Genomic DNA, 12,760 nt, shown 5'->3' on the forward strand with positions numbered 1-12,760 from the left:
TTGCTGTTCGTTGATCCGGCGATCGCCTATTGCCGGAAGAAGATTGCCTCCCCCCTAATGCAGGTGGAGTTTTCGGAGACATCACATATGAAAACGCGTACTCGGGTTGTTGTCATCGGCGGCGGCATCGCCGGATGTTCAACACTATATCATCTGACACAAGAAGGCTGGACCGATGTGGTTCTGGTCGAACGCAACGAGTTGACCAGCGGTACCACCTGGCACTCGGCGGCACAGGTGACCAATTTCGGCATGAACCAGACCATGGTGGGCCTGAAAAGCCATTCCATCGCGCTCTACAAGGCGCTGGCCGAGAACCCGGAACACCCGATCAACTATCACCATGGCGATGGCGGCATCCGGCTGGCCAACACGCCTCAGCAGATGCAGGGCTATCGTCATTTCGCCTCGATGGCGCGCGGCATGGATGTGCATTTCGAGGTGATCGACGCCGCCGAATGCGCCCGCCGCCATCCATTGATCTCGACCGAGAACCTGCTGGGCGGGCTGTGGGATCCGCTGGATGGCGATATCGACCCGGCCCAGCTGTGCCAGGCGCTGGCATATCACGCGCGCAAGGCCGGGGCCGAGATCTATCGCAACACGCCGGTAACCGGGCTGACCCAGCACAAGGACGACACCTGGACCGTGCATACCGAACACGGTGATATCGACTGCGACATCGTGGTGAATGCCTGCGGCTACCGCGTCAACGAGGTGGGCGCCATGATGGGCGTGCATCACCCGGTCGCCTCGATGGAGCATCAGTATTTCCTGACCGAGGATATCCCGGAAATCGTGGCGGCAGGCCACCGCATGCCGCTGATCCGGTGCCCGATCTCGGACTATTACTGCCGGCAGGAAAAGAACGGGCTGCTGATCGGCTTCTACGAGCAGGCGTGCAAGACCTGGGGCATGGACGGGATCGACCCGAATTTCGTCAACGCCCTTTGCCCCGACGATGTGGATCGGGTGATGGACGTGCTAGAAGGTGCCTTTGCCCGCATGCCCGCGCTGCGCGAGACCGGCATCCGCGCCATCGTCAACGGCCCGATTACCTATACGATCGACGGCGCCCCGCTGATCGGCCCCATTCCCGGCAAGCGTAACGCGTTCTGCGCCATCGGCCTGCGCGCCGGTCTGGGCGAGGGTGGCGGTCATGGATGGCTCTTGGCGCAGATGATCGTACATGGCGAGACCTGCTATGACACCTGGGTGATCGACCCGCGCCGGTTCACCGGACACGCCAATGTGGAACTGACCGCGCTGAAGGCCGTTGAGGACTATCAGAACGAGTTCCGCTTTCATTTTCCACATGAACACCGCCCCGCCGGACGCCCCGCCAAGACAACTCCACTCACCCCGGTTCTGGCCGCCGAGGGTGCCGAATTCACCGTTGTCAACGGATGGGAGCGGGTGGATTACATCAAGCCTGCGCCCGATTTCCACCCAACGCTCGGCTTTACCTTTGACGAGACCTTTGACCTGATCGGGGCCGAGGTACACGCGGTACAGACCGCCGTCGGCCTGGCCGAGGTGAACGGCTTCAACCGGATCGAGATCACTGGTGCCGACCGGCACGCCTTTCTTGACCGGATGATCTGCGGCGCCGTACCCAAACGCGCGGGCCGGGTCGGGCTGTGCTATCTGCTGAACCATCACGGCAGGATCAAGGGCGAGGCGACGGTGGCGAACCTGCCTGCCTCGGATCGGGGTCCTGACCGGGTCTGGTACGGATCCGCCGCCGCCAGCGAGTTTCATGACATGGATTGGCTGCAAAGCCACCTGCGCGCGGATGAGGACGTGCATCTCCGCTCGCTCACCAATGACCAGACCATCCTGGTTCTGGCTGGTCCCCGCGCATGCGACGTGCTTTCAGCCTGCGCCCGGGGCGACTGGTCGCGCGCGGCCTTTCCCTGGCTCTCGGTGCGTGAATGTTTCATCGGCTTTGCGCCTGCCACTGTGCTGGGCGTCAGTTTCTCGGGCGAATTGGCCTATGAGATCCACGTCCCCAATGCCGCGCTCTATGCCGCCTATCTGGCGCTGCGAAAGGCCGGAGAGGCGCATGGCCTCACGCTTTTTGGCGCGCGCGCGGTCGACTCGATGCGCATGGAGAAAGGGTTCCTGCACTGGAAAGCCGATCTGATCACCGAATTCGATCCGTTCGAGACCGGGCTCAGCCGGTTCGTCAAGCTCGACAAGGGTGATTTCATCGGCAAGCAGGCGCTGCTGGACCGGCAGGGCAAGGACCCGGGCAGAAAGCTGGTGACCCTGCATGTCGATACGACCTACGCCCCCGCGCATCCGGGCGCCTCGCTGATGCAGGGCCAACAGGTGGTCGGGACCGTGACGTCCGGCGGCTGGGGCTATCGGATCGGCAAGAACCTGGCCTATGCCTTTGTCGATCCCGCGATGGCGGCGCCGGGCAGCAGCATGATGCTGGATCTCTGCGGTGACATGGTGACCGCGCAGGTGATCGCGCCCTCGCCCTATGATCCCGACCATGCCCGCATGCGCGGCTGACCCTTGCCTATCCGCCCGGTTGCGGCTTTCGTTAGCGCAGCCCCCTGATGCATACGAACCGAAAGGACACCGACATGCCCAGCCTTCTCCCCTGCCCTGACCGGTGCTCGGCATGACCCGGCGCGTGGTCGGTATCCTTGGCGGCATGGGCCCCGAGGCGACGATCTTGCTGCAACAGCGGTTGCTGGCAACGGTAACGGCGACCGATGATGCCGATCATCTGCCGCTGCTCATCGACATGAACCCGCAGGTGCCCTCGCGCATCGCGCATCTGATCCAGGGCACCGGCACCGATCCCGGCCCCACCCTGGCGCAGATGGCGCAGCGGCTGGAACAGGCGGGCGCCACCGCGCTTGGCATGCCCTGCAACACCGCCCATCACTATGCCCCCGCGATCGAGGCGGCGGTGTCGATCCCGCTGTTGAACATGGTGACCCTGTCAGTTGCACGCGCGCGCGCGCTGCTGGCACCGGGCGCGCGGGTCGGTCTGCTCGCCTCGCCCGCCGTGCGGATGGCAGGCGTCTTTGACGCTGCCCTCGACGAGGCCGAACTGACCCCGCTCTGGCCCGAGGATGGCGACCGCATGCTGACCGCGATTCGCACCATCAAGGCCGAAGGGCCGGTGCCCGCCGCGCGCGCGATCCTGACCAGCGCGGCAGAGGAGTTGGCAGAGAAAGGCGCAGCGCTCATCTTTGTCGCCTGCTCTGAGTTCTCCCTGATTGCCGACAGCTTGCCCAGTACCCCGCCTGTCATAGACACGGTCGATGTGCTGGCCGAAGCGATCCGCGATCATACACGCGAAGAGTAATAGTTTTTCATTATGAAATAGATCGGAAAATGCAACTTATTCCGATCAATTTCCTTTGCTAGTCTCCTCTCATGACATCAGAATGCCCCGGCCAGTGCCGGTTCCTTCTGGTGCTTGAACCCATTCTATCAACTCACGATCGGAGACAGACATGGACGGAAACGACGCCCCCAGCGCAGGCCAGTGCCCGGTGATGCATGGACATGCCGCAGGCAGCGGCATGCGCAACCATCATTGGTGGCCCAACCAGATCAATCTGAAACTGCTGCACCAGCATTCGTCCAAATCGGATCCGATGGGCGCGCATTTCAGCTATGCCGAAGCGTTCAAATCGCTCGATCTCGACGCTCTCAAAGCCGATCTGACCGCGCTGATGACCGACAGCCAGGACTGGTGGCCCGCCGACTATGGCCATTACGGCCCCCTCTTCATCCGCATGGCCTGGCATAGCGCGGGCACCTATCGCCTGGCCGACGGGCGCGGCGGTGGCGGCACCGGCAACCAGCGCTTTGCCCCGCTCAACAGCTGGCCCGATAACGGCAACCTCGACAAGGCCCGCCGCCTTCTCTGGCCGATCAAGAAGAAATACGGCGACAAGATCTCGTGGGCCGACCTGATGATCCTCGCCGGCAACGTGGCGCTGGAATCGATGGGCTTCAAAACCTTCGGTTTTGCCGGTGGCCGCCCCGACATCTGGGAACCCGAAGAGGACATCTATTGGGGGTCCGAAGGCGAATGGCTTGCCACCTCGGACAAGCCCAACAGCCGCTATTCGGGCGACCGCGATCTGGAAAACCCGCTGGCCGCCGTGCAGATGGGCCTGATCTACGTGAACCCCGAGGGCCCGGATGGCAACCCCGACCCCATCGCTTCGGGACGCGACGTGCGTGAAACCTTTGCCCGCATGGCGATGAATGACGAAGAAACCGTGGCACTGGTTGCGGGCGGCCACACCTTCGGCAAGGCGCATGGCGCGGGCGATGCCGCCCATGTGGGCGCCGAACCCGAGGCGGCCCCGGTCGAGGCGATGGGCCTGGGCTGGCTCAGCACCCATGGCTCCGGCAAGGCCGGTGACGCGATCACCAGCGGCATCGAAGGCGCCTGGAAACCCAACCCCACCAAGTGGGACATGGGCTATTTCGACGTGCTGTTCGGCTATGAGTGGGAACTGGTCAAAAGCCCGGCAGGTGCAAACCAGTGGCGTGCCAAGGACGTGAAGCCCGAGCATATGGTTGTCGATGCCTTCGACCCGGACAAACGCCACGCGCCGATGATGACCACCGCCGACATGTCGCTGCGGATGGACCCGGAATACGAGAAGATCTCGCGCCGGTTCCATGCCAATCCCGACGAGTTTGCCGATGCCTTTGCCCGCGCCTGGTTCAAGCTGACCCATCGCGACATGGGTCCGCGCGCCCGGTATCTGGGCAAGGAAGTGCCCGCCGAGGAACTGATCTGGCAGGACCCGGTTCCCGCCGGTGCCCAGATCGACGCGGCGGATGCCACGGCGCTCAAGGCACAGATCCTGGCCTCGGGCCTGAGCGTGTCCGACATGGTGTCGACCGCCTGGGCCTCGGCCTCGACCTATCGCGGTTCGGACATGCGTGGCGGTGCCAATGGCGCCCGTATCCGCCTGGCCCCGCAAAAGGACTGGGATGTCAACGAGCCCGCGAAGCTGGCCCGCGTTCTGGGCGTGCTCGAAGGGATCCAGGCCGGGTTCAACAGCGGCGGTAAATCGGTGTCGATGGCCGACCTGATCGTGCTGGCGGGCTGCGCCGGTATCGAGCAGGCGGCAAAGGCCGGTGGTCACCAGATCGAGGTGCCCTTCACCTCGGGCCGGGGCGATGCCAGCGCCGAGCAGACCGACGCCGAGAGCTTTGAGGTGATGGAACCGGTGATGGACGGGTTCCGCAACTATCAGGCGCGCGAGCTTTCCACCTCGCCCGAGGAGATGCTGGTCGATCGTGCCCAGCTTCTGGGTCTGACCGCGCCGGAAATGACGGTTCTGGTCGCCGGTCTGCGGGTTCTGGGCGCCAATCATGGCGGTTCGTCCCATGGGGTCCTGACCGACCGTCCCGGCGTGCTGAGCACCGATTTCCTGACCAACCTGCTGGACATGGGGACCGAGTGGAAACCGTCGGGCAAGGGCGTCTACGAAGGCCGCGACCGCACCAGCGGGGCGCCGCGCTGGACCGCGACACGGGTTGATCTGGTGTTCGGCTCCAACTCGCAGCTCCGCGCGCTGGCCGAACGCTATGCCCAGGACGATGCCGAGGCCAGCTTTGTGGCCGATTTCGTCGCCGCCTGGGTCAAGGTGATGAATGCGGACCGGTTCGACCTGACCTGATCTGGACACAAAAGAGCAAAACGGGGCGGCCCCTGCCGCCCCGTTTTGTTTTGTATTATGCAGTGATGACCCCCTCGTATTTGGTCAAACCCTGACTTAACCTCGTGACGTTTGGAACAACTGAGTTGAAGCTGTCATGCGTTCGCATCCCCCCGCCCTGCCACATGTCACATGGCTCCGGGCCTTCGAGGCTTCATCGCGGCATCAGAGCTTTTCGGCCGCCGCCGACGAACTGGGTCTGACCCCCGCTGGTGTCAGCCAACAGATCCGTCTGCTGGAACGGCATCTTAAGGCCGAGTTGTTCCAACGCCTCCCCCGAGGCGTGACACTGACAGACATCGGCCAGGCCTATGCGCAGACAATTCGCAAAAGCTTTGACGAAATGGCGGCGGCGACGGGTGGGTTATTCGGGGTGCAAGGTAAACGGGTCGTACAGGTCCGCGCGGCGATCTCTTGCGCCGCGCTGGTCATCGCGCCGCAGTTGCACCGGTTTCAGGACGAGCATCCCGACATATTAGTGCAGTTTTCGACCTCGGTATGGGCGGACCGGTTCGACACCGCCGCACTGGACATGGATATCCGCTGGGGACTTGGCAACTGGGACGAGAGCCTGATGCAGCATCTGGGCCACGAATCCGCGATCCCCGTCTGTCACCCGGATTTCGCGGCAAGCCTTGGCGACGCGCTGGACGCACAAGCACTTGCCGGGTCGCGGGTGGTGCAAATCGTCGGGTCGGAAACCGATTGGGGCAAATGGTCGGATCTGCATGGGCTGGGGATCGGCGCCACTGCAGACTGGATGCGGGTCGATAACTCGCTGAACGCACTGCAGATCGTTGCTGCGGGCCAGGGAGTCACGATGGTGCTGGAGAGCTTTGCCCGACCCTATCTTGATCAGGGTGATCTGGTTGTACCGCTCGACCTGCGCCTGCCCAAACGGCGGGCACATTACCTTGTGACCCGCGACACCGCTGCCCGGCGAGAAGAGGTGCGTCTGTTCTCTGCCTGGATCACCGCGCTCTACCGCGAGACGCTGACACCCAGGACATGACACGCAAAAGGGCCGCACATTTTGTGCGACCCTTGTGCAGAACCTATGGTGCAGAGCGCGCGCCCCTGCCCGCCCCGGTCGATCCCCTATTCGGCAGCCTCTTCATAGGCATCCATCGGCGGGCAGGTGCAGACAAGGTGGCGGTCGCCATAGGCATTGTCGACCCGGTTCACCACCGGCCAGTATTTGTCGACGCCCAGGTTACCCGGAGGAAAACAGGCCTGTTCGCGGCTATAGGGCCGATCCCAGTCGCCCACCAGATCACGCACCGTATGAGGCGCGTGTTTCAGCGGGTTGTTCTCGGCGTCGATCTTGCCGTCGATGATCTCCTGCGCTTCGGCCCGGATCGACAGCATCGCGTCACAGAACCGGTCCAGCTCGTCCTTGGGTTCGGATTCCGTGGGCTCGACCATCAGCGTCCCCGCCACCGGCCAGCTCATCGTCGGCGCGTGGAACCCGCTGTCGATCAGGCGCTTGGCCACGTCGTCCACCGTCACGCCCGCCTCTTCGTTCAGCGGCCTTGTGTCGAGGATGCATTCATGCGCCACCCGCCCCGTCGCCGAGGTATAGAGGATCGGGTAAGCGTCCTTGAGCCGCGCGGCGATATAGTTGGCGTTCAGGATCGCCACCTTGGTGGCCTGGGTAAGGCCCGCGCCGCCCATCAACAGCACATAGGCCCAGCTGACCGGCAGGATCGAGGGTGAGCCGAAGGGCGCCGCCGAAACCGGGCCCACGGCGGTGCCGTATTCCGGGTGACCCGGCAGATGCTCGGCCAGATGCGCCTTGACCCCGATCGGACCCATGCCGGGGCCGCCGCCGCCATGCGGGATGCAAAAGGTCTTGTGCAGGTTCAGGTGGCTCACATCGCCGCCGATCTCGCCGGGCTGCGCCAGACCCACCATCGCGTTCATGTTGGCCCCGTCGATATAAACCTGGCCGCCATGTTCATGGGTGATGTCGCAGACCTCGCGCACCGTCTCCTCGAACACGCCATGGGTCGAGGGATAGGTGATCATGCAGGCCGCCAGATTGGCGCTGTGCTGCTCGGCCTTGGCGCGGAAATCGGCCAGGTCGATATTGCCGTGATCGTCCGAGCGGACCGGCACCACCTGATAGCCCACCATCTGCGCGGTGGCCGGGTTGGTGCCATGCGCCGAAGTGGGGATCAGGCAGATGTTGCGGTGCCCCTGCCCCTGTGCCGCGTGATAGTTGCGGATGGTCATCAGGCCTGCATATTCCCCCTGCGCGCCCGAATTGGGCTGCATCGAGATCGCGTCATAGCCGGTGATCTGGCACAGTTTCTCGGACAGGTCGTCGATCATCTCGAGATAGCCCTGCGCCTGATCCTCGGGCACGAAGGGATGCAGGTTGGCAAATTCCGGCCAGGTCACCGGGATCATCTCGATGGTCGCGTTCAGCTTCATCGTGCAGCTGCCCAGCGGGATCATCGCCCGGTCCAGCGCCAGGTCGCGATCGGCCAGACGCCGCATATAGCGGGTCATCTCGGCCTCGGCCCGGTTCTTGTGGAAGATGGGATGGGTCAGATAGGGCGTATCGCGCAGCGCGTAATCGGGCAGGCGATAGGCGCGGTTCTTGACGCTGTCATCCTTCTTGTCGATGCCAAAGGCGCCCCAGACCGCCTCGATGGTCTCGGAGCGGGTCTGTTCGTCGAGCGAAATGCCGATCCGGTCGCTGCCCACCTTGCGCAGGTTGACGCCACGCGCCACGGCGGCCTCGATCACCGTCTTTTGCAGCGGGCCGACATCGACGGTGATGGTGTCGAAGAACACGTCGGGTTCAACCTTGAACCCGTGCTCTTCCAGCCCGGCAGCCAGGCGCGAGGTCTTGCGATGTACCGATTGCGCGATCGCCTTGATCCCGTCGGGTCCGTGATAGACCGCGTACATCGAGGCCATCACCGCCAGCAGCGCCTGGGCGGTACAGACGTTCGAGTTGGCCTTTTCGCGGCGGATATGCTGTTCGCGGGTCTGCAGCGCCAGGCGATAGGCCTTGTTGCCGCGCGCGTCGATGCTGACGCCGATGATCCGGCCCGGCATCGCCCGCTTGAGCTTGTCCGTGGTGGCCATATAGGCCGCGTGCGGGCCACCATAGCCCATCGGCACGCCGAACCGCTGGGTCGAGCCGATGGCGATATCGGCACCCATCTCTCCGGGCGATTTCAGCAGCGCCAGCGACAGGATGTCGGCGGCGACGATGGCGATGGCGTTATGTTCGTGCAGCGCCGCGATCTCGGCGGTGTAGTCGCGCACATGGCCATAGGTGCCCGGATACTGGAAGATGGCGCCAAACACCGCGCCGGCCTCCAGCTCGGACGGGTCGCCCACCTGCACATCCACGCCCAAGGGCTCGGCCCGGGTGCGGATCACGGCGACGGTCTGCGGGTGGCAGTTCCTGTCGACGAAGAAGGCCGCGTTGTTGGCCTTGGACCGGCTGGAGCGTTTCGCCATGGCCATCGCCTCGGCCGCCGCGGTGGCCTCGTCCAACAGCGAGGCGTTTGCCACGTCCAGCCCGGTCAGGTCGCTGACCATGGTCTGGAAGTTCAACAGCGCCTCAAGCCGGCCCTGGCTGATTTCCGGCTGATAGGGGGTATAGGCGGTGTACCAGGCCGGATTTTCCAGGATGTTGCGCAGGATCGGCGCCGGGGTGGTGGTGCCGTAATAGCCCTGACCGATCAGCGAGGTCAGAACCTTGTTCTTCGAGGCCACCTGTTTCATGTGATAAAGCGCGTCGCGCTCGGTCATGGCGGGGCCCCAGTCCAGCGCCTCTTTCTGCCGGATCGAGGGCGGCACGGTGGCGTCGATCAGCTGGTCAAGCGTCTTGAAGCCGATCACCTGCAACATATCGGCCATCTCGCGCGGGCTGGGTCCGATATGGCGGCGGTTGGCGAAATCGTAGGCTTCGTAATCGGTGAGTTTGAAGGCCATGGCTCTGGGTCCTCGTCAGGCGGTTGGCGCCGCCGGCAGGGCCGGCGGCCGGCGGCTTAGCCGATCATGTCGTTATAGGCGGCGAGATCCATCAGACCGTCAAGCTGCGACGGATCGCTGAGCTTGATCTTGTAGATCCAGGCGTCGCCTTCGGGGCTGTCGTTCAGGGCACCGGGATTGTCGGCCAGGTCCTCGTTCACCTCGACCACCTCGCCATCGACCGGGGCGTAGATTTCCGAGGCGGCCTTGACCGACTCAATGACGCCGATCTCGTCACCCTGGGCAAAGTCGTCACCGGCCTCTTTCTGCTCGATGAACACCACCTCGCCCAACTGGTCGGCGGCGTGTTTGGTGATGCCCAGCGTGGCGATCTCGCCCTCGACGCTGAGCCATTCGTGATCTTCGGAGTAATAGATGGTCATTTGGTCGATCCTTCAGATGGTGTGTTTCAGTTACCTCGGGCGGGGACAAGGTTTTGAAAAAACCTTGTGAACAAAGCCTTTACAAGGCTTTGCGCCCCTGCCGCGTGGCAGGGGTGTGTTAGCGTTTGTAGTTTTGTGCAACAAAGGGCAGCGAGACGATTTCGGCGGGCTGGGCCTTGCCCCGGATGATCAGGTTGACCTTGTCGCCCGGTGCCGCATGAGCGCTGGCGACATAGCCCATCGCCACCGGCGCGCCAACGGTGGGGCCAAACCCGCCCGAGGTGATCTCGCCGATGGTCTCGCCGCCAAGGCTCTGGATCTCCACATGCTGGCGGGCAGGCGCCCGGCCTTCGGGCCTGATGCCGACCAGCTTGCGCGGGGCGCCTTCGGCGATTTCCTTCAGGATGCGTTCGGCGCCCGGAAATCCGCCCTCTTCACGCCGGCGTTTCTGGATGGCCCAGAGCAGGCTCGCTTCGATGGGCGAGGTCTCGTTGTCGATATCATTGCCGTAAAGGCAAAGCCCCGCCTCCAGCCGCAGGCTGTCACGCGCACCCAGACCGGCCGGTTCGCAATCCCCATGCGCCAGGAACAGGCGCGAGATGCGGATCGCCTCGCCTTCGGGGATCGAGATTTCGTAACCGTCCTCGCCGGTATAGCCCAGCCGCGAGATGCGGCACTCGACGCCGTCGATCTGGCCCAGCATCGTCTCCATGAACTTCAGATCGCGCGCTGCGGGGCAAAGACGGCCCACCACATCCTCGGCACTGGGGCCCTGCACCGCAACCAGCGCGCGGTCGAAGATCTCGGTCACCTCGACCCCGTCCAGATGCGCCGCCATATGCGGAATGTCCTGATGGCGCAGCGCCGCGTTCACCACCACAAAGAAATACTCGCCCGCATTCGACACGATCAGGTCATCCATGATGCCGCCCTGGGCGTTGGTGAAGAAGCCATAGCGCGCCTTGCCTTCGGGCAGGGTGGAAAACACCTGCGGGCAGAGCTTTTCCAACTTGGCGCCAATATCCTCTCCGCGCAGGATCACCTGCCCCATGTGGCTGACATCGAACAGAGCCGCCTTTTCGCGGCACTGCTTGTGCTCGCCCATGATCCCCATGGGGTATTGCACCGGCATTTCCCATCCAGCGAAATCCACCATCTTGCCGCCAAGCTCGACATGCAGATCGTAAAGCGGGGTGCGTTTGGGCGTATCGGTCATGACTGGGGGATCCCTTGGGCTGAAAGACAGGATGCGGCGGAGAAGAGACCGTTCCGGCCCGGATCGACCCAGGCCGGGAAAAGGAGAGAGGGGCCAGCGGCGCGACCGGACCGGAACGGCAGTTTTTTGGAGGTGAACCCGTGGTCCACGGCTGGGGCGCGGTCTGGCCGACGCTCCCTCTTGCAGATCAGTGACGAAACGCGCTCGCTCACGAGAACCCCCCTGAATGCCCTGCTGGCGCGACATTTGTATCCCGTCGCACACAAGGTAAGTCTCCTATAGGAAACTTTTCCCCTATTAGCAACAAAAGATTTGCATGAGAAAATTTGAATGGGTTAGGCTGCCTTGCAGGGAGATCGGGAAAACAAGGACAGTTGCGATGGAACCGGTACAGGCCGAAGACGAGGGGATGAGCCCCGACATGCTGGAAGCGCCCGATGGCGAAACGCTGGGCAAGATGATTCGCGATGCCCGCAAGGACAAGGGCCTGACGCTGGAGGAAGCGGCGCGGTCGGCCGCGATCGGCCGCTCGACCCTGTCCAAGATCGAGAACAACCAGACCCGGCCAAGCTTCGACATCATCCGCCGCCTGATGCAGGCGCTGGATCTGGAGACGCCACAACTGTTCGTGCAATCGGGCAAGAGCGACATCTCGGGCCGCCGCGATTTCACCCGCAAGGATCAGGGCGAACATCAGGTCACCCGCACCTATGATCACGAACTGCTGTGCACCGAACTGACCAGCAAACGAATGTTGCCTTATATCAGCACGATCAAGGCCCGCGATGTCAGCGAGTTCGACACCTGGGTGCGCCACCGGGGGGAGGAGTTCATGTTCGTGCTGAGCGGCGAGCTGACCCTTTATACCGAACATTACCGGCCTCTGCCGATGAAGGCGGGCGACAGCGTCTATTACGACAGCGGCATGGGACATGGCTGCGTCTCGACCAGCGACGAGGACGCGCGGGTACTGTGGGTATCTCTCGAAGGTTAGTTCCTGAACCTCAGGGCGGGACGGCAACCGCCCCGCCCGAAAGGCTCAGAACTCTTTCAGATAGGCGATGACGTTTTCGATCTCGTCATCCTTCTTCAGCCCGGCAAAGGACATCTTGGTGCCTTTCATGAAATCCTTGGGCTTGGCCAGAAAGGCGGCCAGGCTTTCATCATCCCAGACCAGCCCACCTGCTGCGGCCTCGGTCAGAGCGTCGGAATACTTGAACCCTTCGACCTGACCGGCAGCGGCGCCGATGATGCCGTTCAGCTGCGGCCCGACCTTGTTGGCCGCGCCCTCGCCAACCGCATGGCAGGCCTTGCACTTGTTGAACACTTTCTTGCCCTTGTCGGCATCGCCATCAGCCAGCGCCGGTAGCGCCAGCCCGGCGGCCAGAACGGGCAGGATCAGTCGGTTTTTGAACATGGATTTCTCCTTCTCTCGGGGTTGCGGGTGC

9 protein-coding genes are annotated in these 12,760 nt (G+C 63.4%); 5 read left to right on the plus strand and 4 right to left on the minus strand.

The genetic code is table 11. The features are described from left to right. Window positions 1-87 precede the first annotated feature (87 nt). The 4 genes from AC2FNY_RS15560 (at window position 88) to AC2FNY_RS15575 (ending at window position 6,729) form a co-directional block, all read left to right on the plus strand. On the plus strand, window positions 88-2,523 hold the full coding sequence (locus tag AC2FNY_RS15560) for a GcvT family protein (protein ID WP_496803011.1): 2,436 nt from the start codon (window positions 88-90) through the stop codon (window positions 2,521-2,523). 112 nt (window positions 2,524-2,635) lie between these two features. Further along, the gene (cuyB, locus tag AC2FNY_RS15565; RefSeq protein WP_496803012.1) at window positions 2,636-3,331 is read left to right on the plus strand and encodes a cysteate racemase; all 696 of its coding nucleotides are present in this window, start codon (window positions 2,636-2,638) and stop codon (window positions 3,329-3,331) included. A 151-nt stretch (window positions 3,332-3,482) separates the two neighbouring features. After that, window positions 3,483-5,678, plus strand: coding sequence for a catalase/peroxidase HPI (katG, locus tag AC2FNY_RS15570; RefSeq protein ID WP_496803013.1), 2,196 nt, complete (start codon window positions 3,483-3,485; stop codon window positions 5,676-5,678). Window positions 5,679-5,814: 136 nt separating this feature from the next. Continuing rightward, window positions 5,815-6,729 carry a LysR substrate-binding domain-containing protein gene (locus AC2FNY_RS15575; protein ID WP_234177039.1) on the plus strand — a complete coding sequence of 305 codons (915 nt, stop codon included), beginning with the start codon at window positions 5,815-5,817 and terminating at the stop codon, window positions 6,727-6,729. Window positions 6,730-6,815: 86 nt separating this feature from the next. Here AC2FNY_RS15575 and gcvP read toward each other — a convergent pair whose 3' ends face one another. The 3 genes from gcvP to gcvT form a co-directional block, all read right to left on the minus strand. Then, window positions 6,816-9,674 (minus strand): aminomethyl-transferring glycine dehydrogenase, encoded by a 2,859-nt coding sequence (gene gcvP, locus AC2FNY_RS15580; protein ID WP_496803014.1) that lies wholly within the window; start codon window positions 9,672-9,674, stop codon window positions 6,816-6,818. 56 nt (window positions 9,675-9,730) lie between these two features. Beyond that, window positions 9,731-10,096, minus strand: a complete 366-nt coding sequence (gcvH, locus tag AC2FNY_RS15585) for a glycine cleavage system protein GcvH (RefSeq protein WP_234143734.1) — start codon at window positions 10,094-10,096, stop codon at window positions 9,731-9,733. Window positions 10,097-10,214: 118 nt separating this feature from the next. Beyond that, the gene (gene gcvT / locus AC2FNY_RS15590; RefSeq protein WP_496803015.1) at window positions 10,215-11,312 is read right to left on the minus strand and encodes a glycine cleavage system aminomethyltransferase GcvT; all 1,098 of its coding nucleotides are present in this window, start codon (window positions 11,310-11,312) and stop codon (window positions 10,215-10,217) included. Between the two features lie 379 nt (window positions 11,313-11,691). On the opposite strand from gcvT, the gene AC2FNY_RS15595 reads away from it, so the two are divergent. After that, entirely contained in the window at window positions 11,692-12,306 is a 615-nt protein-coding gene (locus AC2FNY_RS15595; RefSeq protein WP_234168196.1) for a helix-turn-helix domain-containing protein, read from the plus strand. 45 nt (window positions 12,307-12,351) lie between these two features. Here AC2FNY_RS15595 and AC2FNY_RS15600 read toward each other — a convergent pair whose 3' ends face one another. After that, complete coding sequence (locus AC2FNY_RS15600) at window positions 12,352-12,729, minus strand: c-type cytochrome (protein ID WP_496803016.1); 378 nt, start codon at window positions 12,727-12,729, stop codon at window positions 12,352-12,354. Window positions 12,730-12,760 lie beyond the last annotated feature (31 nt).

This window comes from Ruegeria sp. BHSC223 (assembly GCF_059613025.1).

Coding starts and splice junctions, on each gene's coding strand:
- AC2FNY_RS15595 (WP_234168196.1), top strand. CDS start 11,692: ATGGAACCGGTACAGGCCGAAGACGAGGGGATGAGCCCCGACATGCTG.
- AC2FNY_RS15560 (WP_496803011.1), top strand. CDS start 88: ATGAAAACGCGTACTCGGGTTGTTGTCATCGGCGGCGGCATCGCCGGA.
- gcvP (WP_496803014.1), bottom strand. CDS start 9,674: ATGGCCTTCAAACTCACCGATTACGAAGCCTACGATTTCGCCAACCGC.
- cuyB (WP_496803012.1), top strand. CDS start 2,636: ATGACCCGGCGCGTGGTCGGTATCCTTGGCGGCATGGGCCCCGAGGCG.
- gcvT (WP_496803015.1), bottom strand. CDS start 11,312: ATGACCGATACGCCCAAACGCACCCCGCTTTACGATCTGCATGTCGAG.
- AC2FNY_RS15575 (WP_234177039.1), top strand. CDS start 5,815: ATGCGTTCGCATCCCCCCGCCCTGCCACATGTCACATGGCTCCGGGCC.
- AC2FNY_RS15600 (WP_496803016.1), bottom strand. CDS start 12,729: ATGTTCAAAAACCGACTGATCCTGCCCGTTCTGGCCGCCGGGCTGGCG.
- gcvH (WP_234143734.1), bottom strand. CDS start 10,096: ATGACCATCTATTACTCCGAAGATCACGAATGGCTCAGCGTCGAGGGC.
- katG (WP_496803013.1), top strand. CDS start 3,483: ATGGACGGAAACGACGCCCCCAGCGCAGGCCAGTGCCCGGTGATGCAT.